We start from the raw sequence: 26,953 nt of genomic DNA, 5'->3' as shown, positions 1-26,953 counted from the left end.
TCTTCACACTATGATATTCAAGCCATCTAATTAAATTCTTGCGGATCAACATCAATTGAGAGTCGAAGTTGATGCTGCCTTGATGCATGAACCAATTGTGACCACCATTGTCTTAAGTAAAAATGGAGGCGAGCACGGTCAGCAGATAAAATCACCATGTGGGCGCGGTAGCGTCCAGCTTTACGCTCCATAGGGGCTGGAATTGGCCCCCAAATATCAACAATTTCACCCGCAATTTGGCGTAAATGTTCTGCCGCTTCATTTAAAAATTGCAAGGTATAGTCACGATCTTTGGATTCCGCACGTATCAGTACTGCATAACGGTAAGGCGGCAGTAATGCGACTTTACGTTCCGCAAGAGTTTGTTTGGCAACCGCCCGATAATCTTTTTCGATGAGCGTGGTCAGTAAAGGGTGATCTGGTCTTAGGGTTTGTAAATAAACATGGCCTTTATGTTCACCACGGCCTGCACGACCCGCGACTTGTACAATTAACTGTGCAGTACGTTCTGGCGCACGAATGTCTACGCTGAGTAACCCAGCATCAATATCTAAAATAGCAACCAAAGTCACGTGTGGGAAATGGTGACCTTTTGCCAACATTTGAGTACCAAGCAAAATTGTTGGTTTGTTTTGATGAATCCGATCATAGATTTTTTGCCAGCTACCGACACGACTGGTGCTGTCACGGTCAACCCGAATCACATCATAGTCTGGAAATAGTTCTTGTAAGTGCTCTTCAACCTTAGCTGTTCCAGCACCTAGGGTTTTTAGGCTTTTTTGCTGACATTCAGGGCAGTGATCGGGTAAGCGATGAACAGTACCGCAGTGGTGGCAGTGTAAATAAGAATAAGGCTGAGTGTGCAACGTAAAATGTGCATCACAATGTGGACAATTTGCTTGCCACCCACAACTTTCACAGACCAGTACAGGTGCATAGCCACGACGGTTTAAAAAGATTAAAACCTGTTCTTTTCTTGCTAACGTATGCTTGATTTGCTCAATAAGAGGTTGGCTAATTCCATGTTGCTTTTTGACAATTTTAAGGTCAATCAAATGCATTTTAGGCAAAAGCGCATGGCCTGCACGTTGGTTAAGTTGCAGTGAAGTTAATTTACCAGTTTCGACCAAATAATAACTATCGATGCTCGGTGTTGCTGAACCTAAAATAACTGGACAGTTTTGTAAGTGACCTCGGTACAGTGCGACATCACGTGCATGGTAACGGAAACCTTCTTGCTGTTTATAAGAGAGGTCATGTTCTTCATCTAGAATGATTAAGCCCAAACGTGGCAGTGGCGTATAGATGGCTGAGCGGGTTCCTAAAATAATAGATGCTTTGCCAGTCTGAGCCTGTTGCCATGCTTGTAAGCGTTTGGAGTCATTTAAGCCTGAGTGCAATAGAGCAATATCACAGTTAAAACGAGACTTAAAACGAGAAATCGTTTGAGGGGTTAGACCAATTTCTGGGACTAATACCAGTACTTGCTTACCTTGCTTGAGCACTTCGTGCATGATGTGCAGATAAACTTCAGTTTTACCACTTCCTGTTAAACCATCTAACAAAAAAGCTTGGTATTGATGCTGTGCGTTTACGACGTGCTGAGTTGCTTTCTTTTGGTCTTCATTGAGTGTAAGTGGCATTTGTGCCAATTGAACAGGTGATGGGCTAAAGTCGTGCGGTTCAAGCGTACAGTCGACTAGTCCCTTCTTTTGAAGTGCTTTAAGCGTAGCCGTTTCTACACCACTTAAATTAAGAATATTCTCTGTAGTTCCGGCAGGGTGTAACTTTAAAATTTGATACGCATCTTGTTGTTTAACAGAGCGTTTAAGAAGTGCTTCAACATTATCACATGGTGTGATTTTCCAAAGATGGAACAAAACATCCATTGGTTTGCCTTGACGCAATAATGCAGGTAGGGCAGTTTGCATGACCTCACCAATTGGAAATTGGTAATACTGAGCTGACCATGTCAATAAACTTAAAACTTGTTCATCTAAAATTGGTTCTTCATCTAAAAGGTCAGAAATGGCTTTAAGCTGAAAGGTACCTGTAAATGATTCACTTGGATCAACTTTTTCAGTAATGATGCCAATCAGATTTTGGCGTCCAAATGAAATAGCGACGCGTGAGCCTACGTGAGCCCGTTCATATTGTGCTTGGGTGAGTGTATAGTCAAAAGTATCGTACAGATGCACAGGTACGGCTACACGCACACGATAAACAACTGAATCAGGCTTTGGCGTTATGGTCATAGAGGCTCATTTCGTCAATTTTAAAAAACGGCATAGCGTCGTGAAGAGGACTTGGGTATTCTACACAGGCTATAGAACGAATATGAATGATTGCGTAGCATAGATGCAACAGCAGCGACTATTATTTTTGGAAAATTAGAACATTACCATGCCTGCATATCAATTTACTGCCATTGATGCTTCAGGGAAGCAGCAAAAAGGGGTGCTTGAGGGAGACTCAGCGCGCCAGATTCGCCAACAATTACGTGATAAAGCATGGACTCCAATTAGCGTTGACCCTGTTGAACAAAAAGATAAACATCAGAGTCAGGGATTATTCCAAAAAAAGTTCAGCGCTTACGATTTGGCGCTCATGACTAGACAACTTTCGGTCTTGGTTGCCGCTGCTATTCCACTTGAAGAAGCTTTGCGCGCCGTGAGTAGGCAAAGTGAAAAAACACATGTGCAAAATCTTTTATTATCTGTGCGTTCTCGAGTCTTAGAAGGGCATTCACTCGCACAAGGTATGCAGCAGTCTGGACGTTTCCCTGACCTTTATATTGCAACGGTGGCTGCTGGCGAGCGTTCTGGGCATTTAGATCTCATTTTAGATCAGCTTTCGGATTACACCGAAAACCGCTTTGCCATGCAAAAGAAAGTTCAGGGCGCCATGATTTATCCAATTATTTTAATGCTAATGTCTTTTGGTATTGTGATGGGTTTAATGACTTATGTTGTGCCAGAGATTGTAAAAACTTTTGATCAAAATAAAGATGCTTTACCGTGGATTACAGTCGCTTTAATGAAAGCGAGTGATTTTATTCGCCACGCGTGGGTGTTTATTATTCTTTTTGCAGTGGTAGGTGTTATCGCATTCGTTCGGTTTTTAAAAACCACTGCTGGACATTATGCTTTTGATCGATTAACACTCAAATTGCCATTATTCGGTAAACTGTCACGTGGTATTAATGCTGCACGATTTGCCAGTACCTTATCTATTTTGACCCGTTCAGGTGTCCCTTTGGTCGATGCCTTAAAAATTGGTGCAGCAGTGACCAATAACTGGGTTATTCGCGACTCAATTGCTCATGCGGCTGAGCGAGTGACAGAGGGGGGTAACTTAGGTACGCAACTGGAGCGCAGTGGTTATTTCCCGCCAATGATGGTACAAATGATTCGAAGTGGAGAGGCATCAGGCGAGCTTGACAGGATGTTAGAACGAGCATCGACCATGCAAGACCGTGAGGTGACGACATTTATTTCAACCTTACTGGCATTACTTGAACCGCTTATGCTGGTTTTAATGGCAAGCATTGTACTGGTTATTGTAATCGCGGTTATGCTGCCAATCGTAAATATGAACAATATGATTTAATAACTTTGATATTAGAGATAATGATGAAAGTAAAAAATATTCAAAGCGAAACAGCGATGGAACAACATAGTGAATCTGCGGTTTCAAATCAGTTTGAGCCAACGTGCCATTCCGAGCATTGCTCTCTATCAGATGTTTGCTCCTCAAGCACAGCTTTCGGACTTGCGGCACGTTCGAGCGGTGCTCGAATGAAGCGTGCCTCAGGCTTTACCCTCATTGAAGTCATGGTCGTGATTGTAATTTTAGGTGTGTTAGCAGCTTTAATCGTACCAAATGTCATGGGGCGTAGTGAAAAAGCTAAAATTGATACGACTCAAATTGCATTAAAGGGTGTGGCGGGTGCTTTAGATCAGTACAAGCTAGATAATGGCCATTTCCCAACCATGCAAGAAGGTGGGTTAGATGCTTTGGTTAACCAGCCTGCTACAGCGAAAAACTGGATGCCAGGTGGTTATGTAAAAGGTGGTTATCCTAAAGACAGCTGGAAAAATGATATTCAATATGTCATTCCTGGGGCAGATGGTCGAGCTTTTGACTTGTACTCATTTGGAGCGGATGGCAAAGAAGGCGGTGAAGGTAATGATGCAGATATTTATTATCAACCTTAATTAAAATGTAATGGAGATTATCAATTCAGTTAAACAGTTAAAATGATAATACGAATTGATAATCTCTCTCAATCAGAAAAATATAATAACTAACTGAAAAATATAAATTAAAGTTAATATAAATATTTGAGATTTATAATAAGAATTATTCCCATATTTAATAGTTACAAGAAAGTTAAAATTTAGAGAAAAATAAGCTATATATTTAAATGAAAGCTTTGCATAATAAATAAAAAGCACTTTATTCAATTAAAAGGAGAGATTAAATGAAAGCATTTCTCATAGTAGATGAACTGACTCAGTTTCATTGGGTAATGCTCAAGTCTGTCCTATTGATTTTGGGTTTATTGCCGATTGCTGAAGTTTCATTAAAGTTATGGCTGAGTACAGAGGGAAGTAGCCAAATCATGATTGGTTTCTTTGCATTAAGTATTGTGAGTGCATGGTTAATGGTGAGCTTCTTTACTGCATTAAAAGCGAGCGTGTGGCAAGCTAAACAAATATCTACTCAATATGAGCAATTTCTTTTTAAAGCTTATCGTTATGTACCTATGGTCTTTTTATCGAGTTTAGTTGCATATTTATCTCTGCAATTATCAATCGCTTTTTAATAATATTTTAAAACCAAATTTTTAGATAAAACGTAGACTCAACATCTACGTTTTATTTTTTAACAGGACTTAAAAACAGGGTGTTTCTTCATTTGTACATATTATATGCTTCAAATCAGCAATTTAAGAAAATGAGAAATATGAAATGGAACAAATCGATTGGAATGATTTTTTAAAAGTAGAGCTTCGTGTTGGTAAAATTATTCAAGCTGAGGTTTTTGAAAAAGCGCGTAAACCTGCTTATATTTTGCATGTAGATTTTGGTGAAGAATTGGGTGTACGTAAATCGAGTGCGCAAATCACCAAGCTCTATCAACCACAAGATTTGGTGGGTAAATTAGTTGTTGCTGTAGTGAATTTCCCTAAAAAACAAATAGGGCCTATTCAGTCAGAATGTTTGGTGACAGGATTTCATAATGCAGATGGTGATGTCGCACTTTGTATCCCAGAGTTTGAAGTGCCTCTGGGTACAAAGTTATTATGATTTAGCGACGAGATTTAAAAGAAACATCAACTTTACGTGGACGGTAAACCCAACCTAAAATCAGCAGTAAGACCGCAAATCCTAAAATTGGATAATCACCTAAACGGTTATAAAGAGTTTGGCCTTGCATAGCAGGTAAATCACCTCTCAAGACGAACTCTTTATCGATTGGTGCTTGTTCAGTGATATGACCATTTTGATCAATAAACGCTGTTACACCTGTGTTGGTTGCACGAATAAACCAGCGGCCATTTTCTTTCGCGCGCATCTGCACCATTTGTAAATGTTGCCAAGGCCCAGCAGTACCCGTAAACCAAGCATCATTCGATACAGTCACCAAAAAGTCGCTATCTTCTGCATTACGTCTTGTCAGGTTGGGGTAAGCCACTTCATAACAAATTGCAGCAGCAAGCGCATGCCCTTTAATTAAAAGTGGTTTCTGATCACTCTCACCACGTGTAAAACCGCTCATGCTAATGTCATTTTGCATGGCTGGTAACACCCAAGAAAGCAAACCTGACAGCGGAATATATTCACCAAAAGGTACGAGACGTTGCTTTTTATAGAGGCCGCTTGAATCGCTACCAGAGGCCATAATACTGTTGTAATACAGCGGGCTACCAACTTGATGTGATTTTGCAACATCCCAGTAGGGAATTCCGGTTACCCATGCAGTATGGTTCTTTTTAGCTTGTGCATCCATTGCATCCAAAAACGGTTCAATATCGGTTTGGAAAAGCGGAATTGAAGACTCAGGCCATACAATCAGGTCACGGCCCCATTCAGATTGTGTCAGACCAGCATAAATTTCTAATGTTCTAACTTGGTATTCAGTCAGCCATTTTAAATCTTGTGGAATGTTACCTTGAATGAGCGAAACGCTAAGCGGCTTGGCATCTTTAGGTTTTACAAACTGTATATATGATGCTCCCCATGCACCCAAAACTAACAGAGCAGAAGGGATAACCCAGAAAATACGTTTGCGTAGAACTTCGACGAAAGCACACGCTAATACAATGACGACGAAGGAAATTGCATAAATACCAAATAGAGGTGCATAACCATCGAGTAAGCGTTCAGTAAAAGCGTAACCTACAAACAGCCATGGGAAACCTGTAAATACCCAAGTTTTTGCCCATTCGAAAACAATCCAAAGTGGGGCAAAAGTAAGTGGTGTTTCAGGGAAGAATCGTCGGTAAACCCATGTCTGAAATGCCGTAAATAGACCCATCACAAGGGCCATAATAGCAATCATACACACGCTTAGAAAAGCATTGGTATCGCCATATACATGGATGGAAGTATAGAGCCAGAAAGCACCTACAAACCATAAGCCAAAGCCATAGCTCCAACCAATAGCAAAGGCTTGTTTAGCTGAGCGCTTATGTAATGTTGCATAGAGTAGGGCTGGAGATAAAATTGCCAACCACCACCAATAATAAGGTGCCAGTGAAAAACTGAACACGGCACCTGAAAATAAAGCAATGAGTAAAGGAAAAATTAAAGGAAGCTGTTTTTGTTGTTGCGAAGAATCTAACAGCTTTTCAAAGTATGCTCTCATTGACGTACAGCTCGAATCAGATGAATAGTGCGGGCATCTGCTTCAACGATTGTAAATAACCAATTTCCAAGCTCAACAGTTTGACCTTGTAAATCACTTACCAGACCAATCTCTTGAAGCAATAAACCGCCGACAGTTTCTACTTCATCGTCAGAAAAATCAGCATCTAAAACAGTATTGAAATGTTCGATTGGTGTAAGTGCTTGCACCATCCATGCATTTGCTACCGTATGGTCATTGTCAGGAACAATGTACTGAGCATCTTCATCGACCGTGTCGTGCTCATCTTCAATTTCGCCAACGATCTCTTCAAGAATATCTTCAAGCGTAACAAGACCGGCTGTTGAACCATATTCATCAATCACAATCGCAATGTGAGTCTGAGTATGCTTTAACATGCGTAGGACCTGATCGGAACGTGCACTTTCAGGAACAAATAAAGGCTGGCGCATAAGAACTCGAATATCGACTTTGGTATTCGGTTCAGTTAGAAACGGCAACAAATCTTTTGCGAGCAAAATCCCGACAACATTGTCAGGTTGATCGGCAGAGAAGACTGGAAAGCGTGAGTGAGCAGACTCGACCAGTACATCAAGAATATCAAGTAATTGATCATCTTCTTGTAAACTGATCATTGCTGTTCGTGGCGTCATGACTTCACGAATTTTTGTGGCTGGAAGGTCAAGAACGCCTTCAAGCATAGCAACAGTATCTGGTTCTAAAAAGCGGCGTGAATTTTGGACTAATTTTAATAATTCATCACGGGTTTCTGGCGCTGTACCTAACCATTTTCGTAAGCCTCGCATTCCCCACGACGGACTTGGTTCCTCTTGCATGATCTTTCCTAAAGACTCAATGTATCAAATGAATACACAGATCATACCGAAGAAAAGATGCTTATGCATCTATAAAACAAGCTAAAAGACAAAACGTATATTGTTATGTAAAAGCCAGTTACAGTTAACAGCTCAGTAATTTGTTTATGCTAAAATGTGAAAATTCTATTTGTTCGAGTTTGTTATGTCAGAGCAACCCATTTCACCTACTGTACAACTCAATACGCGTGGTTTACGTTGTCCGGAACCTGTCATGATGTTGCATCAAGCCATCCGCAAATCTAAGTCTGGGGATGTGGTTGAAGTCTTCGCAACAGATAATTCGACCTCGTGGGATATTCCTAAGTTTTGTATGCATTTAGGCCATGAGTTGTTGTTACAAGAAGAACGCTTAGATGAAAATGGTCATAAAGAATTTCATTATTTAGTGAAGAAAGGTTAATAGGATAATAAGGCTTCTAATAAAGACGATTAGAAGCCATGAATAATTTAACTTTAATTTGAAATGATAATTTTTTACAAATAAGAATCGTTATATAATTTATAAAATTAAGCATATAAATGACGTATAAAAATGAATGATTATTTTGTGAAACGAAGCTTATTAATCTGTCTTTGGTTTTTCACTATTGCTGGTTTATTACATTTAGAGATCTCTTGGTTATCTGAAACTGTTGCTATCATTATTATATCTATTCTCATTATTTTAGGTTCAATTCTACTCGGTTATAGAAATACATCTTTTGCTCCTGAACCAAAGATAAAGATGAGTTTGATCTTGCATACAAGGTTTCTCGGGCTGATGTTAATTCTTGATTTATTATTTGGTAAATCGGTTTGGTACTACGATTTAGCGCGAAACTTTGGTTTTCTTGGCTTATTTTTATTAGGCACATTTATTTTCTATAAAAAGAATTTTAATTTAAACGTAGCAAAAATACCGCCTTTTCAATAAGCGGATACTAATAAAAAAGCCCCGAATAATCGGGGCTTTTTTATTACATATTAGGATATGAGCCGCGGCTAAAGCGGCGCAAGGAATTACATGTTAGGGTAATTCGGACCACCGCCGCCTTCAGGCGTTACCCATGTGATATTTTGAGATGGGTCTTTAATATCACAGGTCTTACAGTGAACACAGTTCGCTGCGTTAATCTGGAAGCGTTTAGAGCCATCATCATTTTCCATGATTTCGTAAACACCAGCTGGGCAGTAGCGCTGAGCAGGCTCATCCCATTTCGGTAAGTTCACATTCACTGGAATTGAAGGATCAGTAAGCTTCAAGTGAGCTGGCTGGTTTTCTTCATGTACAGTGTTTGAAATAAACACTGAAGATAAACGGTCAAATGTAAGTTTGCCATCTGGTTTTGGATAGTTTGGCTTAAAGCTTGTTGCATCAACAGTTTTCAATACAGCAAAGTCTTGCTTCAAGTCATGTAAAGTGAATGGCACTTTAAAGACATTCTGGTCGATAAAGTTAAATGCACCACCCATCCATTGACCAAATTTATGCATTGCTGGGCCAAAGTTACGAGAGTTATAAAGCTCTTCTTTTAACCAGCTGTTGTTAAATTTGTCAGTGTATGAAGTTAATTCTTTAACGAATAAATCTTCGCCTTCAGTAACACGTGCAATCGCAAGATCACCGCCTTTTTCTACACCCGCAGCAATCGCTTCAAATACAGCTTCACCACATAACATGCCTGATTTCATGGCAGTGTGTGAGCCTTTGATTTTTGCAAAGTTTAAGAAACCTGCATCATCACCAATCAAGCAACCGCCCGGGAAAGTTAATTTAGGAAGAGAGTTGAAACCGCCTTTCACTACCGCACGTGCGCCGTAAGAAATACGTTTACCACCTTCTAAATACTGTTTAATTAGTGGGTGAGTTTTCCAGCGCTGCATTTCCATAAATGGATACATGTGTGGATTTTCATAAGACAAGTCCACAATCATGCCCAAAGTCACTTGGTTGTTTTCAGCGTGGTATAACCACCAGCCACCTGAAGAAGCTGTTTCTGCTAAAGGCCAACCTGCACCGTGCATGACTAAGCCCGGTTTATGTTTTGCTGGGTCAATTTCCCAAAGCTCTTTAATCCCGATACCGTAGTGCTGAGGATCAGCATTTTTATCAAGGTTGTATTTCGCAATTAAGCGTTTACCTAAGTGACCACGGCAACCTTCAGCGAAGAGGGTATATTTAGCATGAAGCTCATAGCCTGGAGTAAAGTTATGCGTTGGTTCTCCATCTTTACCAATACCCATGTCGCCTGTTTGAATACCTTTTACAGTACCGTCTTCATGATAAAGCACTTCAGATGCAGCAAAGCCAGGGAAGATAGAAACTTCTAACTCTTCAGCTTTTTGACCTAACCAGCGAACCACATTACCTAAAGAGATCACATAGTTACCGTCGTTGTGCATGGTTTTAGGAACCATCCAATGAGGAACTTCTTTAGAAGTGGTGTCTGAAAGTAAGAAGAATGTTTTGTCTTCAGTTACAGGGACATTAAGAGGCGCGCCTTCATCTTTCCAGTTCGGGAAAAGTTCATTGATGGCACGTGGCTCAAGCACAGCACCAGACAAGATATGCGCACCTACTTCAGAGCCTTTTTCAACTACACAAACAGAAAGATCGGGTAAGTTTTTTTCAATCGCTAATTGACGGATCTTAATCGCAGCAGATAGACCTGCAGGTCCTGCACCTACGATGACAACGTCAAACTCCATCGATTCACGTTCGATGTGTTCCATGTAGGACTCCTCAATACTTAAAGGTGGCAACCGTCATATTCAGATAATTCGGTGCTGCCGTGAGTGTTTTAATCCATAGGCGCAAATATGCTATTGTGCCTTTTATCGTTTGGGCTAGTATAGTTTTAAACCATGATCTAGCCAATTGGCTGAGTCGTAACATTTTTTCGTCAGCAAGGCATAAACTATGGTAAATCAAAATAATTCACCATCGGATATGGGAAAAATACCGTTATCTGATGATAAAAACTTAATGAACATTGCACAATACTTAAAAGGTGTACAGCAAAGTCACAAAAGGTCAATTCCACCTTTAGAGCAGTGGCATCCAAAGCATTGCGGCAAAATGGATTTGACGGTGAAATCCAATGGAGAATGGTGGCACGAAGGTCAATTAATCAAGCGCCAAGCTCTATTAGATCTGTTTACCAAAGTCCTATGGAAAGAAGAAGGCAAATTCTACCTGAAAACCCCTGTAGAACAAATTGAAATCGAAGTTGAAGATGAACCTTTATTAGTCAATCAGGCAGATCAGGTCGCAATTTCAGGTGAGCAGTTTTTACAACTGACCACCACTAACCAAGATGTAATTTTGGTTGATGCAGAACATCCTATTTTTATGCGTGAATATGCAGGAGAGTTGCGTCCTTATGTGCATGTCCGTTTTGGGATTAATGCACTGATTCAACGTCAAGCTTTCTATCATTTGGTGAACTATGGGACACTAATTGAAAACGATAAAGGTGAAACCATTTTAGAGCTAAAAAGTGGTAATTTGCTCTTGCAATTAGGCACTTGAGGTTTAAGCTTTAGGGAGTGAAATTTTCTGACACTTCAGTACAGCTATGACCGCCATACAACCTTTATTTTCCGAGCTAGAACCTATGCCTAAAGCATCAGCAGATGCCCCAATTGGTATTTTTGATTCGGGAATTGGAGGGATGTCAGTTGCAGCAGAAATTGCCAAATATTTACCAAATGAACGTATTGTGTATTATGCCGATACTGCCTACGTTCCTTATGGTCCTCGCTCTGATCAAGAAATTAGAGAACTCACGGCTCGTGCTGTTGATTGGCTCTATCGTCAAGGTTGTAAAATTGCAGTCGTAGCCTGCAATACGGCTTCCGCATTTAGCCTTGATCATTTGCGTGAGCATTATGGAGAACACTTTCCAATTGTTGGATTGGTACCGGCCCTAAAACCTGCCGTATTACAGACTCGTTCTAAAGTAGTTGCAGTATTGGCGACACCGGCTACTTTTCGTGGCCAACTCATTAAAGATGTTGTCGAAAAGTTTGCTGTTCCGGCGGGCGTTAAAGTGATGACTTTAACCAGCCTTGAACTTGTTCCTTGTGTCGAGGCAGGTCAGCAAATGGGTGAGACATGTTTAAAGGCATTAAAAGAAGTTTTACAGCCTGCTGCTGAGCAAGGTGCCGACTATTTAGTGCTCGGTTGCACGCATTATCCTTTCTTAAATCAAGCAATCCATCATCTTTTTGATAACCAATTCACACTGGTTGATTCTGGATTGGCAGTTGCCCGACAAACAGCCCGTATTTTAATAAAAAATGAGTTATTATGTGACCAAATAGGTCAGAATGTTGCACGTATTGAATGTTATGTCAGCGGTAATAATGCTGAGGCACTGCAACCTGTTTTACAACATATGATTCCACAAGAGTTAACTTGGACACTTCATAATCTGAACTGATCTTTTTGCATCATTTAGAAAGTAGTGTTTTTTTAGATTTATTATTTTATTTGGGGCGGTTCATGATCTTGGCTGGTATTAAGTCACGGACAGATCATGGGGCGAAAGGGTATTATTATGCTCGATACACGCTATCAGATTTTTATTTCAACATCTGGCCGCGACATGCAGCCAGAGCGGATGATTCTGTCTCAAACCTTGGTAGGGATGGGTTTCTTTGCTTGGGGATTAGAACATCGAACACCCCTCACCACTACACTTGCACGTCGACAAATTGATGAATGTGATTATGTAATCCTACTTTTAGGCAGCCAGTATGGAGAGCAGTCGATTTCTGGTGTGAGTTATTTATCTTTAGAGTATGAATATGCGTTAAGTCAGGCTAAACCTATTATTGTGTTCATGCATGAGCAGCCCGAAAGTCGTGAAATACGTTTACAAGAAACACATCCACAGCTTAAAGATAAATTTCTCGCATTTAGAAAAAAGTTACTACTTGATGTAAATCATATTTTTTACTTTAAAACTCCACGTGAACTAGAGCTGGCTGTCCGTTTAAATATGCCTTTAATGGTTGAACAGCATATAGGACAAGGTTGGGTTCCTGCTCATCAGGCTCATCACTTAGAAGATGAAATTAAGTTATTAAAAAGTAAAATTTTACAGTTAGAACAACAATTAGCAGAATCATCAGCTCAAGTAAACGAAGTTGCTCCCCAAGACGTTTTTGCATTTGAATATCAAATTCAAGCATTTCAGGATGGGAATTTTAAAGAGCTTAAACGACAACGACAAATGACTTGGTCGCAGTTGTTAAGCATATTGGCAAAGCAGTTTGAAACAGCGACACCAGAAGAGAATTTTGGGACATGTTTAAATGAATATTTGAATCAGGCTGGCCTAGAAGATGCTCGTCAGGAGTTACCTCGTGCTCATGCTGTTGCCTGCGCTCAGATTAACCATAAGGCATTATTTCGGATTAAAAAGCAAATGCAGTCACAGGGCTGGATTCTTCCAATTCAGACTGAACAATCCTATAGCTTATGGAAAGTCACAGCTAAAGCTCAAAAGTTATTACTTAGCTATAAATGGAATCATCGGGGCATTCGATTAAAAGCTTAGAGCGATTCAATTTATATATGACAATAAAAGCTGTTACATTAGTGACATAAGATGAATTGAAAGGCATTTACACATGTCGTTTGAACAAAAACCGAAAGTCACAGTCATTTTAGCGAATTTAGGTACACCGGATGAGGCCACTGTTCCTGCGGTTCGCCGTTTTCTAAAGCAGTTTTTATCTGATTCACGTGTAATTGAAATACCGAAATTCATTTGGTGGATTATTTTAAATCTGTTTGTTTTACCTTTTCGCCCAAAAAGGGTAGCACATGCTTATGCTTCGGTATGGTCAAAAGATTCGCCGATGCGTGAAATTGTGTTTGAGCAAACTCAACGTATTGAGGCTTATTTGCAGCGAGAAAATAATCAGTTTGATTTAACCGTGATACCGGCGATGACCTACGGTAATCCGGGTATTGACGCAGTTTTAGAAAAATTGGCGACTAACCCGCAAGAGCATGTCATTTTATTGCCTTTATTTCCTCAATATTCCGCAACGTCTACAGCGCCGTTATATGATGCATTTGCCAAGTGGATTCCAGCTCAGCGGAACTTGCCGGGTTTAACGATTATTAAAGACTACTATCAGCATCCAATGTTTATTCAGGCATTGGCAGAAAGTGTTTTAGCTTATCAAGAGCAACATGGTAAGCCTGAAAAACTGTTGATGTCATTTCATGGTATTCCACAGCCTTATGCAGACAAAGGCGACCCGTATGCAGACCGTTGTCGCATCACAGCAAAGTTAGTAGCTGAAGCCTTACATTTGAAAGATGATGAATGGGCGATTAGCTTTCAGTCACGTTTTGGAAAACAAGAGTGGGTTAAACCATATACAGACCAACTTTTACAAGATTGGGCGAAGCAAGGCGTTAAGTCAGTACAGGTATTAAGTCCAGCTTTTTCTGCTGATTGCTTGGAAACACTTGAAGAGTTAGCTATACAAAATGCTGAGTTGTTTCAAGAGTCGGGTGGCGGAAGCTATTCTTACATTCCTGCTTTAAATAGTGATCAGGCTCATATTGATTTGCTTGCAGGGTTAGTTCAGGCTAATCTTGATGCCCTTACTTATACCTTAGCCCACCGTTAATTGCGTTTTAGCCAGAGGTTCTTATGCTGCAAGTCAAAATTGTTCCAGTTACTGCATTTGCTCAAAACTGTTCCCTTGTTTGGGACAGTGAAACGAAAGAAGCAGTTTTGATTGATGCGGGTGGTGATGCTGCTGTTTTGAAAAAAGAAGTTGAAGCCTTAGGTCTAAAAGTGAAGGCTCTGTGGCTAACTCATGGGCATTTAGATCATGCAGGAGCAGTAGGCGAGCTTGCCAAAGAATGGAGCGTTCCTGTTATTGGTCCACACAAAGAAGATCAGTTCTGGCTAGACATGATTCAGGAAGTATCAGCACGTTATGGCTTTCCAATTCCACAACCTGTCAAAGTCGATCAATGGCTTGAAGGTGGTGAAGTACTAAAACTGGGCGAAGATGAATTTGAAGTACGCTTTGCACCGGGGCATACGCCAGGTCATGTGGTTTTCTATAATAAAAACCATGGCTTACTTTGGACAGGCGATGTTCTGTTTAAAGGTTCGATTGGGCGAACAGACTTCCCACGTGGAAACCATGATCAGTTGATTGAATCGATTAAACGAGAGTGTTTTAGTTTGCCAGATGATACTCAGTTTATTTCGGGACATGGTCCGATGAGTACCATTGGCTATGAAAAACAATTTAACCCGTTTGTCGCGGGTAAAGCAGGTTAATCCTCGTAATCATCTTCATTTTGACTACCCTTGTTATGCTGAGGCGCATCTTGGGTAGGCAGTCTATACTCATCATTTGCCCAAGCACCTAAATCAATTAATTTACAGCGTTCAGAGCAAAATGGACGAAATTCATTACCTTCCCAAACACTTGGTTCACCACAACGTGGGCAGGGGAATGTACGTGGCATAAAGCGATATCCTCAAAGTGAAGAGAAATAGATTAGGCAAAAGTCAGGTGACTTGTTAGACTTATGCCGATTTTTATTTAGTTTGATGTGATTATGCAGATTCGTCAATTTCAAGCACAACGTATGCAAGCGCCTCGCGATTTTACCCCAATTGAAAATACCCCGATTTGTGTAGAAATTGGAGCGGGCAAGGGTAAACATGCTTTGCTTTTTAGCGGGCAACAGCCGCAGCACACATTGTATGCAATTGAACGAACCCGAGAAAAATTCTTGGCAATGCAAAAACAGCATGGTCTGGAACCAAGAGATAATTTAATTCCTGTACATGCAGATGCTTTACCGTGGGTGGTACATGCACTACATCCTGCTCAAGTTGAACATTTCTTTATTCTCTATCCAAACCCAGAACCCCATAATCCAGCACAGCGCTGGTTGAATATGCCATTTTTTGAGTTCTTAATCTCTCGTCTGCAAACAGGTGGAACCATTACTTTGGCAAGTAATATTCCTGAATATATTGAAGAAGCTGAACAACAATTAATTAATGTCTGGAAGCTGCCTTACCAAAAAGAAAAAATTGCTCAAACATCTGCACGTACTCATTTTGAAATTAAGTATTTGGAACGTGGAGAACTTTGCCAACAGCTTGTGATCACTAAACCTGAAGGTTACAGCACACGTTTTGATGGGTTTACCCCATTACAAGGTCAAGTGCATGGCGAATAAGCGGGTTGCCATTATTGGTGCGGGGCCGGCTGGTTTAATGGCAGCTGAGGGACTGAGCCAATATGCTTATGAGATTGATGTATACGAGCAAAAGCCTTCAGCTGCACGTAAGTTTCTGATGGCAGGTAAAACGGGGTTAAACATCTCGCATGCTGAACCATTAGCGCAGTTTATTGAGCGCTATGACCATGCAGAATGGCTCAAACCGTGGGTTGAAAAGTGGGATGCAGTCTGGATTCAAAACTGGATGGAAAATCTGGGAATTGAATCTTATGTGGGTACTTCAGGTCGTATTTTTCCTGTCGAAATGAAAGCGGCACCTCTATTACGTGCTTGGCTAAAACGTTTGGCAGAACAGCATGTTAAATTCTTTTATCGTCATCGTTGTATTAATTTGCAAGGCACAACGGTAACTTTAGAAAACCAAAATAATCAAAGCACTGAAACCTTTACCCAGCAATACGATGCAGTAGTATTGGCTTGTGGGGCTGTGTCTTGGTCACAATTAGGTAGTGATGGTGCTTGGCAGCAATGGATGGATCAATCCAATATTGAACCTTTCCAGCCAAGTAATGCAGGTGTACTTCACACTTGGTCAGCTTTTATGGAAAGCTGTTTTGGTGAACCTTTAAAACGTATCAATGCATGGGTTGATCCTAGCCAGATTACTCATGGCGATATTGTGATTACTCACTATGGTTTAGAAAGTGGTGTTATTTATAAACTTGGACGTGCCTTAAGAGAACAACAAAAACAAGGGCAAAGCTTAAATTTGTTTTTAGATTTATTGCCTGATGTAGAGTTCTCACAGTTAATTAAAAAATTGCAGGCTGGTAAAAAACAATCGCTCACTAATATCTGGCGTAAAGCAGGCTTAGACACGGCCAAAATTAACTTAATTCGAGAAGTTGTTGATAAAGCACTATGGAACCAACCAGAGGCTATGGCTCAGCGCATCAAAGCGCTTCAAATTAAGCTAGAGGGGTTTAGACCCATTGAAGAAGCGATTAGCTGTGCTGGTGGTGTTAAGCAGAATGCATTAAGTCAAAGCTTAGAGCTTACACAAACCTCAGGTGTTTTTTGCTGTGGTGAAATGCTCGATTGGGATGCTCCTACGGGTGGATATTTACTTACAGCATGCTTTGCTACAGGGCGAGCGGCTGGTGAAGGGGTGCATTCATTCTTAGAGAAATAACAGGATAATTTGGTGCTATGTTTGATATGTGAAAAGTGTTATTTTTGAGCGATCAATAATAATAGGATTTACGAGAACATGTCTCAAGCATCATCAGTTTATCAAGGAAGTTGTTTATGTCAGGGTATTCGCTATGAAATTAAAGGCGATATCGGAGATATTATTCAATGTCACTGTCAACGCTGCCGAAAAGCCAATGGAACAGCATTTGCAACGAACGCTCCTGTTAAAAGTACAGATTTTAAAATTACCCAAGGTGAAGACCTTGTCAAAAAATTTGCTGTGAACGGGGTATATCGTTGGTTTTGTAGCGAATGTGGTTCACCGCTTATTAGCTCGCGTGATGCTCAGCCTGAATTATATCGCTTAAGAATTGGGACACTTGATACACCACTAGACAAAAAGCCGACAATGCATATATTTGCTGCTTCTAAGGCTGAATGGGAAAGTATTTGTGACAATTTACCGCAATACGATGAACGTCCATGATTTTAAAAAGTATGTTTAAATCAAATTCAAGATGATCTAATATACTTAAAACAGGGAGATGGCATTCTTCCCTTGAAAAACCGCCGTATTGGCTAATGATGCCTACGTTACCCTCATGTATTTATATCGCTGGGTACGTAGGTTATTGCGTACTCTGCTTATTTTTGGAGTACGCTGTGTCATATTTCCCTTCATTATTTTTTGCTCTTTTAGCGTCTATCTAAAGGGGTGGTCCTATGTATTACTCTCTACTTTCAATTGCTTTAGGCTCAGTTCTAGGGGCATGGTTGCGTTGGTTTTTAGGTTTAAAACTTAACCCGATTTACCCGCAAATTCCACTGGGTACCGTCACTGTTAATTTGGTCGGTGGTTTTATTATTGGTTTTGCAGTTGCCTATTTTGCTCAAAGTGATTTAAGTCCGAACTATAAGCTTTTTGTGATTACTGGTTTTTGTGGTGCTTTAACTACCTTTTCAACGTTCTCGATTGAGATCGTCACTTTATTACAAAGTGGTAAGTTGGGTATGGCGATATTGGGGATTTCCATCCATTTAATTGGATCATTAATTTTTACGTGTTTGGGGTTAGCGACTTATCATTGGGTAGCGGGGCATTGAGTTTTTATATTTAAGAATTGACCATGATTTCAAGTTGTGAGAGCTCATCGAAGTTGAGTGTTGGGTAGGATTTTCACGACGGAGTCTTATCGTTGAGTTATCTAATGGAAGCAGCTAATTAAGTTACTTTGGTTTTGCCCAAAGTAACCAAAGGCATCTGTCATTCGCAGAACCTGTTCACTGAATCCATTTATCTTATGCTTTGCAAAAACGATCTTTTATTGACACCACGCAGGCTGCGAATGACGTTATCGCGTATCGAATGTAAGGGGCTAATAAAATAATTAAGAAAAATAAGGCATTTACTATCGTGACAGACGGCATGGATGCCGTCGTTTCGCTGTGCTACATGGATGTAGCATCAGCGCAACAAAGGATTTTTGTTACTTTTCATCCTTGAAAAGTAAGCTTAGCCTATACAATCCATCATTTGGATATCACTTCCATTTAAGGCAATGCTCATAATAAAAATTAAGTCGTTTCTATTATTTATTTAAATCTATTACTTTTCAGTTAAAGCTTGACCTTCAAACTTCACACCATCCCAACCATTTTGCATAAACTGACGAATATTTGGGTGGTCAGTTCCCTCTGGGGTAGCTAATACAGATGCGTAGTGCTCTGCAAATAAACTTAAAGTTTGTGCTTGGTCTAACCCTTGTAACTTGGCAAAAGAGAAAACTTTTGCACTGCCTTGATTTTCAGTAGCAGCGTTATGCTGTGCACCATTTTGAAAAGCCGTTGGAGTATGTTGGTAACGTGCTTCAATATGAGCTAAAACGTCTGAAAATTTTGCTGTGCCTGCTTGTAATTGGGCAAGTAACTCTTGTGCCATAATCTTAAACTTCCTATCAAATGGGGCTTAAGCATAGCATTGAATACATGCTTTGAAAGCTTGGCAATTATAAAAATTGAGGAGTTATTGAAAAAAATCAGAAGTGTTTTTAGACAACTTGTGGATAAGTTTTCTTTTATACACAGTTTATAAATGATGAAAAATACACATAAAAAAAGAAGCCTAAGTGGAGGAGATAGTCTCAGGCTTCCAATGATTTAAGTGTATTGGTCAAATCTTAACGCAAGATTAACTCTTACGAGTAAAGCGAGCGAAACGTTTATTGAAGCTTGCTACACGGCCTTCGTTACTTGCTTGACGTACTTCACCTGTGTAGAAAGGGTGTGATGCACTTGAAATATCAAGAGTGACATAAGGGTAGACTTTCCCTTGATACTCTTTGGTTTGTTTAGACTGAAGAGTACTACCAATTAAGAAGTACACGTCTGCATTGGTGTCATGAAATAACACTTGTTGATAAGCAGGATGAATATCTTTACGCATGAGAGATTGTCCTAAATTATTTTTGATTAAAGAAATGTTATAACATAACAATTAAAAAGTCAATGTAACCCATAAAAGGCTACACTGATCAGTAAATTAAGTTAGTTAGAAGGTGGAACAAGCTCTTCAAATAGATCGTTTAGATTGTCATGAACTTTTAAGTGAATCAGGTTCCAGTAATGTCCTGAAATGGTTCTGTTGACCATTAAAGTATCTGGTGATGGTTTAAAGACATCCCAATACTTCAAAGATTTTTTCACAAGTAACATGCCATCATGATGTGATGAGTTCTCTGCAAAATTATAAGTGGTGGTAAGCGGACGTAACAATACTTCAATCCAGAGTTTATATAGATCACTCGGGAATTTGCCTTTTTCAGCAAGTGAATGTAGTTCAAATAATTCTGTTTCGATCAAATCGATATTTTCATGGCGAGCTGCATTTACTAAGCGTTTAAAGTGCTGCACGATTTCATTTGAAAGCGTTTTAACACTGCCATAGTCATAAATAATGACACTGCCATCTTGGCGGAAAGCAAAGTTACCCGGATGAGGGTCACAGTGAAAACGTTTTAAAAAGAACATTTCCTGACCTAAAGCACGAATCAAGCGGCGTCCAATGGTATTTCGAATTTCGATAGGCCAAGCGCTGGCAGTTTCAATGCTGTCACCTTGTTCGAGACTCAAGGTTAAAATACGTCTTGAAGAGTAATCTTTATAAACAGTCGGGATGATAATTTTGTCATCTAATTGGCTATGAAATGTTTTGAAAACTTCAAGGTTTTGAGCCTCGATTTCATAGTTAAGCTCTGCTGACAGACTATCTTGAATCTCTGCAAAAAGCTGATCTTGTAGCTTTTTATCAATTTTAAGCACACCCATTAAACGAAGTGCCAAACGTACTTGTTTTAAGTCACTTTCACAGGCTTCATCAACACCCGGATATTGCACTTTAACAACAACTTGCTCGCCACTTGGCAAGACAGCTTTGTGAACTTGTCCAATTGAAGCAGCTGCAAAAGGTTCTTGATCAAAAGATTTAAAGGCAACATTCAGCGGCTTTCCAAGCTCACGTTCAACTTGTTGTTGAATAGCAGCAAAGGGCATAGGTGGAGCTTGGCGCTGTAACTTAGAAATTGCTTTAGCGACCTCGGGTGGGAAAATATCTTTATATTGTGATGCAATTTGGCCGACCTTCATGACGGCACCTTTCATTTCGCCTAAGGTGTCGGCAATTTGCAAACCAATATCCTGAAATAACTTGGTTTTTGAAGCCAGCTTTTGTTCTTCATCTGCGGTCAAGTTTCGAATCGAGTTAGAAACGGTTTTCGTTGCAATGCTCGCGGTCATTCCTGCAAGTTTCATAAATCGTTTGCCGGGTGAACTTGCATTCTTTGCCATATCTTCGATACCTCATTGACTACAACATAATATTGCCTAGTTTTGATCATAGGTGACAAAGCTTAAAAAGCCTATATGAAATTGTTTATCTCATGTAAGAAATTTTTCGAAAAACAAAATGTTATTTTTATAGTAAAAAATATGAAAAGCTTGTGAAAATCCATTTCATAAACAAAGCTTTAATATCTATAAAGTGCCTGTTTTTTTGGTGGTAATGTGAATGACAGGTTAAATAAAAATAGAGATAACAAAAGTTATGACAAGTTTAAGTTCGGCCCATGGGCGGTCTCAGGCGGTTCCTTTATCTGTGTTTGAGCAGTCAAAAGATGCGCATATTATTCGTTCTGATGAAGAGGCAATTGAGCTTGCCAAACAACTTGCTCAAGAGTTTGCACAAGAAGCATCTGAGCGAGACAAAGAGCGCCGTTTACCTCTAAACGAAATTCAACAGTTCTCACAAAGTGGCTTATGGGCTATTACGGTTCCCAAGCAATTTGGTGGTGCCCAAGTTAAATATCGAACCTTGGCTGAGGTCATCAAAACAATTGCGAGTGTTGACCCATCTCTTGCACAGCTTCCTCAAAATCACTTGGCTTTTATTGAACATTTACGCCTTGATGCAGGCCCAGAACAACAACAATTTTTCTTTAACTTAGTGTTGAGAGGGATTCGTTTTGGCAATGCCTTTTCAGAAAAACATAGCAAAACGGTGGCTGACCTCACTACCACATTACGAAAGACCGAGCACGGTTATGAAATTAATGGCAAGAAGTTTTTTGCAACAGGTGCATTGCTTGCGCATTGGGTTCCTATTGTCGCTGTAAATGAAGAGGGGCAACCTTATGCGGCGCTAGTTCCTCGGGAAACTTCAGGGGTGAATATTATTAATGACTGGTCTGGTTTCGGGCAAAGAACCACGGCCAGTGGAACCGTTGAACTTAATCAAGTTCCAGTACGTGAAGAATATCTAATTCCGATTTATCAGGCTTTTGAGCGTCCTACCCCAGCAGGTGCAATTTCACAATTTATTCAAGCTGCTGTTGATGCTGGTATTGCACGTGGCGCAATTGAAGAAACAATTCACTATGTCAAAAATCATAGTCGTGCATGGGTCGATTCAGGTTTGGAAAAAGCGAGTGATGATCCCTATACGATTGCAAACATTGGTGATTTAAAAATAAAACTTCGTGCGGCAGAAGCGGTATTAGATTTAGCAGGAGATGCGATTGATCAAGCGATTGCCGACACGACAGAAGAGCATGTAAACCAAGCCACATTACTGGTTGCTGAAGCAAAAGTACTCACTACAGAAGTTGCGATTTTAGCAGCGAATAAGCTTTTTGAGTTGTCTGGAACACGGTCAACCTTGTCTGAGCTTAATCTGGACCGCCATTGGCGTAATGCGCGTACTCATACCTTGCATGATCCAGTGCGTTGGAAATATCACATTGTCGGTAATTACTACCTCAATGGCATCCATCCACCTCGTCATGCATGGAGCTAAAGTGAAGAAAAAATAAGATTAGGAGAATAAAGATGACGATTACCCAAATTGAATTAGAAGAACTATCTGTAGGCGCCGATTATGAAAAGGTCGCAAGTAGATTTCGCCCAGTTTTTGAAAAAATTGCCCAAGGTGCAATTCAGCGAGAAAAAGAACGAATCTTGCCTTTTGAACCGATTCAGTGGTTAAAAGAACTCAAGTTAGGTGCGGTACGTGTTCCGGTTAAATATGGTGGAGATGGGGTGTCATTACCGCAACTTTTCCAGCTTTTAGCAGAGTTAGCACAAGCAGACTCGAATATTGTGCAAGCTTTGCGTGGACACTTCGCTTTTGTTGAAGACCGCTTAGTTGCCCATAAAGAGCACTCACAAGAGGTTTGGTTTCAGCGTTTTGTACAAGGTGATTTAGTTGGGAATGCATGGACCGAAGTTGGAAATGTGCAAATCGGTGATGTCGTTACACGAGTAACCAAAGATGCTTCGGGCAACTTGGTAGTGAATGGTGAAAAGTACTATTCAACGGGAAGTATCTTTGCTGACTGGATCGATTTATTTGCTTACGATGAAGTAAATGACCGCCATGTGATTGCTGCTATTTATCGCCATGAAACAGGCGTGAGTGTGATTGATGATTGGGATGGCTTTGGTCAAAAGACGACGGGTAGCGGTACTTTAAAAGTACATCAGGTTCACTTGCCGGCTTCGCACCTTATTCCATTTGACCAGCGTTTTAAATATCAAACTGCTTTTTATCAAGTCGTCCATCTTGCAACTTTAACGGGTATTGCACATGCGGCAGTAGAAACTTTTAGTCAGGAGATTCGTGAGAGAAAACGTATTTTTAGTCATGGTAATGGAGACATTGTTCGTCATGACCCACAAGTTTTACAGGTGGTGGGTAAAGCCTCTGCTCAAGCTTACGGAAGTCTAGCAATTACGATTAAAACAGCTGAAGCATTGCAGAAGGCTTATGAAAGTCACTTTAGTGAGTTAGAGGTGAAAGAACATCAGTTTAATGTAGATGCAGAGCTTGAGTCGGCGCAAGGACAGGTGGTGATTTCTAATTTGGTACTCGACTTAACCAGCCAATTATTTAATGCTTTGGGCGCGTCAGCAAGTAGTCAGGTCAAACAACTCGACCGTTTCTGGCGTAATGCTCGAACGGTGTCTTCACATAATCCGCTCATCTATAAAGAAAAGGTGATTGGAGATTGGGAAGTAAACCGTACCGATTTGCCCTTTGTCTGGCAAATTGGAGCAAGCCCGCGAGCCAAGTCTGCATAAAATAAAAAAGCCGATGAATAATCGGCTTTTTTATTAGGTTTTGCTTAAACGTTTGGTATTTAAATAAAGCCTTGAAAGTAATAAAACACAAGCAATGCTTAAACCAATAATTAAGCCTAACCATACGCCAGCTACACCCCAATGGGTATAACGTGCTAAATAAAGTCCGATAGGAAAAGCAATCACCCAATATGCCATGAGTGTAATCCACATCGGTGCTTGCGTATCTTGCATCCCTCTTAAACAGCCTGCGGCACTCACTTGCAATGCATCCATCAGCTGATAACCCATTGCAAACCAGAGTAAATACATGGCAACAGGAACTACATCTATATCTTGAGTATAAACCGAGACAATTTGTTCACGACCTAGAGCAATAAAAGACATGGTCAATAAGGCAAAAAATATTGCCGTGCTTAGACCAATCTTTTGGACTTGGTACATCGAAGCCCAGTTCTTTTCACCATAATAGGTTCCCACACGAATGGTCAGGGCAATCGCAAGTGAAAGCGGGATCATAAACAGCACAGAGGTAACTGAAATTGCAACTTGATGCGCTGCAATAAAGACTTCACCTAGTGGGCTAAGTACCAATGCACCTGTACTAAAAATACTGACTTCAAAGAACACGGCTAAACCGATGGGTAGGCCAAGCTGTAAGATTCTTTTTACCCAAGTCAGGTTAATTTTATCGAATCTGCTAAAAATAGACGTGTTACGGTAAGCCGAAGCTTTATAAATATAGCCAGCTAAAGTAATTAGCATGAGCCACTGTAAAATGGAGGTTGCAAAACCACAGCCTGCGCTACCTAATGCAGGTATTGGCCCTAATCCATGCATAAAAATCATGTTTAAAGGGATTAAAACCACTAAGGCCAGTAAACTAATGACCGTTACAGGACGTGGATGGCCTAAAGCCTCAGAATAACCGCGTAGGGCTGCGTACATGGTCACAGCTGGCATGCCTAAACCAATCGCATGTAAAAATAAACTTGCTTTAGGCTGTAAGCTTTTTGGTACGCCAAACACATGTAAGAAAAACGGCATAAGCTGCAAAATGAGCATAGCCATTACGCCTAAAATGATGGCGACCCATAAGGATTGACGAACAATGACAGGAATTTGTTCTGTATTTCTTGCGCCCTTTGCTTCAGCGACCAAAGGTGTAGTTGCAATCATAATGCCACTGAACAGGAGCATGACTGGGATCCATAAGCCCACACCTACCGCAATTGCTGCTAAATCGGTTGCAGATAAATGCCCAGCCATAATAGTGTCAATTAACCCAAATCCCGCTTGAGCAAACTGGGTAATTAAAATCGGTAGCATTAAGTGGAAGAGTTGTTTTAATTCAGACCGAAAAGATGTGACATTCGACACAAAAGGTACTCTTTTTAAATATAAAAATGAAGCTAACGTTGCAAAGTGAGTAACACACCGACAAAGATGATCACGCCACCCAGAAACCGTTGCCATGTAACAGGTGTCTTTTCTGTACCTAACCAACCAAAATGGTCAAGCAACATTGAAATGAGCAATTGCCCAAAAACGACTAGCCCTGTAAAGGTTAAAAAACCAAGTTTAGGTGCAGTATAAATGCTCATGCTAATTGCATAAACCCCAAGGAATCCTCCTGTCCAAAGAAGCCATGGAATATTTGATATTTCACTTAAAGAGGGCTTTTCGGCACTTTGGAAAAAAACCATAACGGCTAAAACAATAGTACCTATGAAAAATGATAATAAAGCTGCTTGCAACGGTGAGTGTAGTTGCTCGCGCAGTTGAGCATTGATTGCAGTCTGAAAAGCCATGGCAACACCGATTCCCATAGCTAGAGGTAAGATCAGGAAAAGTTGACTAGAGAATTTCATCATTTTTATCAATATTTAAGTATGTTTAAAAACAGTCTAAAGCAATTAAGGTATGTTTTCATAAGCCCATTGATGCAGTCATGTTAAAATAGAAATATTGTGTAAATTGGACCTGCTCCTTGGCCGTATTAAATCCTGCTTCTGTTCCTTTATCTTTATATATCCATATGCCTTGGTGCGTGCGTAAATGTCCATATTGTGACTTTAACTCGCATGCCGTACCAGATGGAGCGCTTTCGGCAGAACTCGAGCAAACCTATTTAAAGGCGTTGGTGGCCGACTTTGAAACTCAAGTTGAGATGGCTCAGGGACGTTCAATTCATAGTGTATTTATTGGTGGTGGAACGCCTTCACTTATTTCTGCTAAAGGCTATGCGTGGCTGTTTGAACAGCTTAAGTCATTGCTCAAATTTGAAGATGGCTGTGAAATCACCCTAGAGGCAAATCCCGGAACACTAGAACATGATCCGTTTGCAGGCTATTTAGAAGCAGGTATTAACCGTTTATCGATTGGTGTGCAGACTTTTAATACAGAGCACTTGCAAAAGCTTGGGCGTATTCATTCAGTCAACAATGCTATGGATGCAATTGAGCAGGCACGACAAGCAGGCTTTAAGCGAGTTAATGTCGATTTAATGCATGGCCTACCTGAGCAAACGCTAGAGCAAGCACTTTATGATTTAAAGATGGCTGTAGAGCATGGCGCGACACATATCAGTTGGTATCAACTGACTATTGAGCCAAACACCATATTCTTCCGTACGCAGCCCGTTTTACCTCAAGATGAGGTGTTAGAAGATATTCAAGAGCAGGGTGAAGCTTATCTAAAAGCCAATGGTTTTATAAATTATGAAGTGTCGGCTTGGCGTAAAGAGCAGCCTTCAGCTCATAATTTAAATTATTGGGAATTTGGTGATTACCTTGCGATTGGTGCAGGGGCACATGGCAAAGTAATCCGACCAGATGGTGTATATCGTTTCCAAAAGACTCGTTTGCCAAAAGACTATTTGGCTAAGGTTCCAGCCGAACATTTGCAAATGAAAAAGATTGAGGCAGAAGAGCTACCTTTTGAGTTTATGATGAATGCTTTACGTCTAAATGATGGTGTAAAAGCTGAGTTATATGAGCAGCGTACAGGTTTAAGCCTGGGTCACTTAAATGAAGTACTCACTTCTCTACGAGCTAGAAAACTACTGGTAGATGATGTTTCCCGTTTAGCCTGTACGGAGCAAGGCCATATTTTCTTAAACTCAGTGCTTGAAGAGTTTTTATAATTAAACAAA

At 40.3% G+C, this 26,953-nt stretch carries 28 protein-coding genes and 1 riboswitch; of the genes, 18 read left to right on the top strand and 10 right to left on the bottom strand.

Features of this window, described 5'->3' with window-relative positions; translation table 11 throughout:
• Positions 1 to 26: 26 nt before the first annotated feature.
• Entirely contained in the window at positions 27 to 2,255 is a 2,229-nt protein-coding gene (locus J655_RS12725; RefSeq protein ID WP_005079289.1) for a primosomal protein N', read from the bottom strand.
• 148 nt (positions 2,256 to 2,403) lie between these two features.
• On the opposite strand from J655_RS12725, the gene gspF reads away from it, so the two are divergent.
• The 4 genes from gspF to J655_RS12705 all read left to right on the top strand — a co-directional run bounded on the left by gspF (position 2,404) and on the right by J655_RS12705 (position 5,312).
• Positions 2,404 to 3,609 (top strand): type II secretion system inner membrane protein GspF, encoded by a 1,206-nt coding sequence (gene gspF, locus J655_RS12720; RefSeq protein ID WP_005065941.1) that lies wholly within the window; start codon positions 2,404 to 2,406, stop codon positions 3,607 to 3,609.
• A gap of 23 nt (positions 3,610 to 3,632) precedes the next feature.
• Positions 3,633 to 4,217 carry a type II secretion system major pseudopilin GspG gene (gspG, locus tag J655_RS12715; protein WP_005079288.1) on the top strand — a complete coding sequence of 195 codons (585 nt, stop codon included), beginning with the start codon at positions 3,633 to 3,635 and terminating at the stop codon, positions 4,215 to 4,217.
• Positions 4,218 to 4,483: 266 nt separating this feature from the next.
• On the top strand, positions 4,484 to 4,828 hold the full coding sequence (locus J655_RS12710; RefSeq protein ID WP_005079286.1) for a hypothetical protein: 345 nt from the start codon (positions 4,484 to 4,486) through the stop codon (positions 4,826 to 4,828).
• A 145-nt stretch (positions 4,829 to 4,973) separates the two neighbouring features.
• Positions 4,974 to 5,312, top strand: coding sequence for a tRNA-binding protein (locus tag J655_RS12705; protein WP_005079284.1), 339 nt, complete (start codon positions 4,974 to 4,976; stop codon positions 5,310 to 5,312).
• Between the two features lies 1 nt (position 5,313).
• On the opposite strand, the gene lnt is transcribed toward J655_RS12705, so the two are convergent.
• On the bottom strand, positions 5,314 to 6,873 hold the full coding sequence (lnt, locus tag J655_RS12700; protein WP_005079282.1) for an apolipoprotein N-acyltransferase: 1,560 nt from the start codon (positions 6,871 to 6,873) through the stop codon (positions 5,314 to 5,316).
• The gene (locus J655_RS12695; RefSeq protein ID WP_002114976.1) at positions 6,870 to 7,709 is read right to left on the bottom strand and encodes an HlyC/CorC family transporter; all 840 of its coding nucleotides are present in this window, start codon (positions 7,707 to 7,709) and stop codon (positions 6,870 to 6,872) included. Before J655_RS12695 ends, lnt begins: the two co-directional genes overlap by 4 nt.
• A 184-nt stretch (positions 7,710 to 7,893) precedes the next feature.
• Between J655_RS12695 and tusA the strand changes: the two genes are divergently transcribed.
• A complete protein-coding gene (tusA, locus tag J655_RS12690) occupies positions 7,894 to 8,151 on the top strand; it encodes a sulfurtransferase TusA (protein WP_002053527.1) in 258 nt (85 codons plus the stop codon).
• Between the two features lie 132 nt (positions 8,152 to 8,283).
• Positions 8,284 to 8,664 carry a hypothetical protein gene (locus tag J655_RS25405; protein ID WP_005079280.1) on the top strand — a complete coding sequence of 127 codons (381 nt, stop codon included), beginning with the start codon at positions 8,284 to 8,286 and terminating at the stop codon, positions 8,662 to 8,664.
• Between the two features lie 86 nt (positions 8,665 to 8,750).
• Here the strand turns inward: J655_RS25405 and J655_RS12680 are convergent, their stop codons facing one another.
• Complete coding sequence (locus tag J655_RS12680) at positions 8,751 to 10,463, bottom strand: electron transfer flavoprotein-ubiquinone oxidoreductase (protein WP_005079278.1); 1,713 nt, start codon at positions 10,461 to 10,463, stop codon at positions 8,751 to 8,753.
• Positions 10,464 to 10,650: 187 nt separating this feature from the next.
• Between J655_RS12680 and J655_RS12675 the strand changes: the two genes are divergently transcribed.
• The 5 genes from J655_RS12675 to J655_RS12655 all read left to right on the top strand — a co-directional run bounded on the left by J655_RS12675 (position 10,651) and on the right by J655_RS12655 (position 15,055).
• Positions 10,651 to 11,262 carry a DUF1285 domain-containing protein gene (locus J655_RS12675; protein ID WP_005079276.1) on the top strand — a complete coding sequence of 204 codons (612 nt, stop codon included), beginning with the start codon at positions 10,651 to 10,653 and terminating at the stop codon, positions 11,260 to 11,262.
• Positions 11,263 to 11,308: 46 nt separating this feature from the next.
• A complete protein-coding gene (gene murI / locus J655_RS12670) occupies positions 11,309 to 12,175 on the top strand; it encodes a glutamate racemase (RefSeq protein ID WP_016806054.1) in 867 nt (288 codons plus the stop codon).
• A gap of 117 nt (positions 12,176 to 12,292) precedes the next feature.
• On the top strand, positions 12,293 to 13,297 hold the full coding sequence (locus J655_RS12665) for a DUF4062 domain-containing protein (RefSeq protein WP_016806053.1): 1,005 nt from the start codon (positions 12,293 to 12,295) through the stop codon (positions 13,295 to 13,297).
• A gap of 73 nt (positions 13,298 to 13,370) precedes the next feature.
• Positions 13,371 to 14,387 (top strand): ferrochelatase, encoded by a 1,017-nt coding sequence (hemH, locus tag J655_RS12660; protein ID WP_005079270.1) that lies wholly within the window; start codon positions 13,371 to 13,373, stop codon positions 14,385 to 14,387.
• Positions 14,388 to 14,410: 23 nt separating this feature from the next.
• Positions 14,411 to 15,055: an MBL fold metallo-hydrolase gene (locus J655_RS12655; protein ID WP_005045031.1), complete on the top strand. Its 645-nt coding sequence runs from the start codon at positions 14,411 to 14,413 to the stop codon at positions 15,053 to 15,055.
• On the opposite strand, the gene J655_RS12650 is transcribed toward J655_RS12655, so the two are convergent.
• On the bottom strand, positions 15,052 to 15,246 hold the full coding sequence (locus J655_RS12650) for a DNA gyrase inhibitor YacG (RefSeq protein ID WP_002114956.1): 195 nt from the start codon (positions 15,244 to 15,246) through the stop codon (positions 15,052 to 15,054). The genes J655_RS12655 and J655_RS12650 overlap by 4 nt on opposite strands.
• Positions 15,247 to 15,333: 87 nt before the next feature.
• Here J655_RS12650 and J655_RS12645 point away from each other — a divergent pair, with 87 nt between their 5' ends.
• From J655_RS12645 to crcB, 4 genes are all read left to right on the top strand, one after another.
• The gene (locus J655_RS12645; protein ID WP_080632758.1) at positions 15,334 to 15,972 is read left to right on the top strand and encodes an SAM-dependent methyltransferase; all 639 of its coding nucleotides are present in this window, start codon (positions 15,334 to 15,336) and stop codon (positions 15,970 to 15,972) included.
• A complete protein-coding gene (locus tag J655_RS12640; RefSeq protein ID WP_032052427.1) occupies positions 15,962 to 17,167 on the top strand; it encodes a TIGR03862 family flavoprotein in 1,206 nt (401 codons plus the stop codon). Before J655_RS12645 ends, J655_RS12640 begins: the two co-directional genes overlap by 11 nt.
• A gap of 78 nt (positions 17,168 to 17,245) precedes the next feature.
• Positions 17,246 to 17,656 carry a GFA family protein gene (locus tag J655_RS12635; protein WP_005079262.1) on the top strand — a complete coding sequence of 137 codons (411 nt, stop codon included), beginning with the start codon at positions 17,246 to 17,248 and terminating at the stop codon, positions 17,654 to 17,656.
• A gap of 45 nt (positions 17,657 to 17,701) precedes the next feature.
• A riboswitch (Fluoride riboswitch) is annotated at positions 17,702 to 17,768 on the top strand.
• A gap of 124 nt (positions 17,769 to 17,892) precedes the next feature.
• Complete coding sequence (gene crcB, locus J655_RS12630; RefSeq protein WP_002115071.1) at positions 17,893 to 18,273, top strand: fluoride efflux transporter CrcB; 381 nt, start codon at positions 17,893 to 17,895, stop codon at positions 18,271 to 18,273.
• Between the two features lie 502 nt (positions 18,274 to 18,775).
• Here the strand turns inward: crcB and J655_RS12625 are convergent.
• The 3 genes from J655_RS12625 to J655_RS12615 all read right to left on the bottom strand — a co-directional run bounded on the left by J655_RS12625 (position 18,776) and on the right by J655_RS12615 (position 21,012).
• On the bottom strand, positions 18,776 to 19,108 hold the full coding sequence (locus J655_RS12625) for a HopJ type III effector protein (RefSeq protein ID WP_005079259.1): 333 nt from the start codon (positions 19,106 to 19,108) through the stop codon (positions 18,776 to 18,778).
• Between the two features lie 249 nt (positions 19,109 to 19,357).
• The gene (locus J655_RS12620; protein WP_005079257.1) at positions 19,358 to 19,612 is read right to left on the bottom strand and encodes a type B 50S ribosomal protein L31; all 255 of its coding nucleotides are present in this window, start codon (positions 19,610 to 19,612) and stop codon (positions 19,358 to 19,360) included.
• A gap of 101 nt (positions 19,613 to 19,713) precedes the next feature.
• Positions 19,714 to 21,012, bottom strand: a complete 1,299-nt coding sequence (locus J655_RS12615) for an ABC1 kinase family protein (RefSeq protein ID WP_002115159.1) — start codon at positions 21,010 to 21,012, stop codon at positions 19,714 to 19,716.
• Positions 21,013 to 21,268: 256 nt separating this feature from the next.
• Between J655_RS12615 and J655_RS12610 the strand changes: the two genes are divergently transcribed.
• Together J655_RS12610 and J655_RS12605 are read left to right on the top strand one after the other, a co-directional pair.
• Positions 21,269 to 22,516 carry an SfnB family sulfur acquisition oxidoreductase gene (locus J655_RS12610; protein ID WP_002114788.1) on the top strand — a complete coding sequence of 416 codons (1,248 nt, stop codon included), beginning with the start codon at positions 21,269 to 21,271 and terminating at the stop codon, positions 22,514 to 22,516.
• Between the two features lie 32 nt (positions 22,517 to 22,548).
• Positions 22,549 to 23,799: an acyl-CoA dehydrogenase family protein gene (locus J655_RS12605; protein ID WP_002115020.1), complete on the top strand. Its 1,251-nt coding sequence runs from the start codon at positions 22,549 to 22,551 to the stop codon at positions 23,797 to 23,799.
• 33 nt (positions 23,800 to 23,832) lie between these two features.
• On the opposite strand, the gene abeM is transcribed toward J655_RS12605, so the two are convergent.
• The gene (gene abeM / locus J655_RS12600) at positions 23,833 to 25,179 is read right to left on the bottom strand and encodes a multidrug efflux MATE transporter AbeM (protein ID WP_005079254.1); all 1,347 of its coding nucleotides are present in this window, start codon (positions 25,177 to 25,179) and stop codon (positions 23,833 to 23,835) included.
• A 32-nt stretch (positions 25,180 to 25,211) separates the two neighbouring features.
• On the bottom strand, positions 25,212 to 25,673 hold the full coding sequence (locus J655_RS12595; protein WP_005065993.1) for a DMT family transporter: 462 nt from the start codon (positions 25,671 to 25,673) through the stop codon (positions 25,212 to 25,214).
• Positions 25,674 to 25,789: 116 nt separating this feature from the next.
• Here J655_RS12595 and hemW point away from each other — a divergent pair, with 116 nt between their 5' ends.
• Complete coding sequence (gene hemW / locus J655_RS12590; RefSeq protein WP_005079251.1) at positions 25,790 to 26,944, top strand: radical SAM family heme chaperone HemW; 1,155 nt, start codon at positions 25,790 to 25,792, stop codon at positions 26,942 to 26,944.
• The last annotated feature ends 9 nt before the right edge of the window (positions 26,945 to 26,953 follow it).

Source organism: Acinetobacter sp. 1294243 (genome assembly GCF_000588015.1).
GTDB classification, from domain to species: Bacteria; Pseudomonadota; Gammaproteobacteria; order Pseudomonadales; family Moraxellaceae; genus Acinetobacter; species Acinetobacter pittii.
The sequence above is the reverse complement of the archived record's forward strand: the minus strand, read 5'-3'. Positions and strand labels throughout refer to the sequence as shown.

Bases quoted from the DNA above. Each gene is read 5' to 3' on its own strand.
- J655_RS12725 (WP_005079289.1), bottom strand. From the start codon at position 2,255: ATGACCATAACGCCAAAGCCTGATTCAGTTGTTTATCGTGTGCGTGTA.
- gspF (WP_005065941.1), top strand. From the start codon at position 2,404: ATGCCTGCATATCAATTTACTGCCATTGATGCTTCAGGGAAGCAGCAA.
- gspG (WP_005079288.1), top strand. From the start codon at position 3,633: ATGAAAGTAAAAAATATTCAAAGCGAAACAGCGATGGAACAACATAGT.
- J655_RS12710 (WP_005079286.1), top strand. From the start codon at position 4,484: ATGAAAGCATTTCTCATAGTAGATGAACTGACTCAGTTTCATTGGGTA.
- J655_RS12705 (WP_005079284.1), top strand. From the start codon at position 4,974: ATGGAACAAATCGATTGGAATGATTTTTTAAAAGTAGAGCTTCGTGTT.
- lnt (WP_005079282.1), bottom strand. From the start codon at position 6,873: ATGAGAGCATACTTTGAAAAGCTGTTAGATTCTTCGCAACAACAAAAA.
- J655_RS12695 (WP_002114976.1), bottom strand. From the start codon at position 7,709: ATGCAAGAGGAACCAAGTCCGTCGTGGGGAATGCGAGGCTTACGAAAA.
- tusA (WP_002053527.1), top strand. From the start codon at position 7,894: ATGTCAGAGCAACCCATTTCACCTACTGTACAACTCAATACGCGTGGT.
- J655_RS25405 (WP_005079280.1), top strand. From the start codon at position 8,284: ATGAATGATTATTTTGTGAAACGAAGCTTATTAATCTGTCTTTGGTTT.
- J655_RS12680 (WP_005079278.1), bottom strand. From the start codon at position 10,463: ATGGAACACATCGAACGTGAATCGATGGAGTTTGACGTTGTCATCGTA.
- J655_RS12675 (WP_005079276.1), top strand. From the start codon at position 10,651: ATGGTAAATCAAAATAATTCACCATCGGATATGGGAAAAATACCGTTA.
- murI (WP_016806054.1), top strand. From the start codon at position 11,309: ATGACCGCCATACAACCTTTATTTTCCGAGCTAGAACCTATGCCTAAA.
- J655_RS12665 (WP_016806053.1), top strand. From the start codon at position 12,293: ATGCTCGATACACGCTATCAGATTTTTATTTCAACATCTGGCCGCGAC.
- hemH (WP_005079270.1), top strand. From the start codon at position 13,371: ATGTCGTTTGAACAAAAACCGAAAGTCACAGTCATTTTAGCGAATTTA.
- J655_RS12655 (WP_005045031.1), top strand. From the start codon at position 14,411: ATGCTGCAAGTCAAAATTGTTCCAGTTACTGCATTTGCTCAAAACTGT.
- J655_RS12650 (WP_002114956.1), bottom strand. From the start codon at position 15,246: ATGCCACGTACATTCCCCTGCCCACGTTGTGGTGAACCAAGTGTTTGG.
- J655_RS12640 (WP_032052427.1), top strand. From the start codon at position 15,962: ATGGCGAATAAGCGGGTTGCCATTATTGGTGCGGGGCCGGCTGGTTTA.
- J655_RS12635 (WP_005079262.1), top strand. From the start codon at position 17,246: ATGTCTCAAGCATCATCAGTTTATCAAGGAAGTTGTTTATGTCAGGGT.
- crcB (WP_002115071.1), top strand. From the start codon at position 17,893: ATGTATTACTCTCTACTTTCAATTGCTTTAGGCTCAGTTCTAGGGGCA.
- J655_RS12625 (WP_005079259.1), bottom strand. From the start codon at position 19,108: ATGGCACAAGAGTTACTTGCCCAATTACAAGCAGGCACAGCAAAATTT.
- J655_RS12620 (WP_005079257.1), bottom strand. From the start codon at position 19,612: ATGCGTAAAGATATTCATCCTGCTTATCAACAAGTGTTATTTCATGAC.
- J655_RS12615 (WP_002115159.1), bottom strand. From the start codon at position 21,012: ATGGCAAAGAATGCAAGTTCACCCGGCAAACGATTTATGAAACTTGCA.
- J655_RS12610 (WP_002114788.1), top strand. From the start codon at position 21,269: ATGACAAGTTTAAGTTCGGCCCATGGGCGGTCTCAGGCGGTTCCTTTA.
- J655_RS12605 (WP_002115020.1), top strand. From the start codon at position 22,549: ATGACGATTACCCAAATTGAATTAGAAGAACTATCTGTAGGCGCCGAT.
- J655_RS12595 (WP_005065993.1), bottom strand. From the start codon at position 25,673: ATGATGAAATTCTCTAGTCAACTTTTCCTGATCTTACCTCTAGCTATG.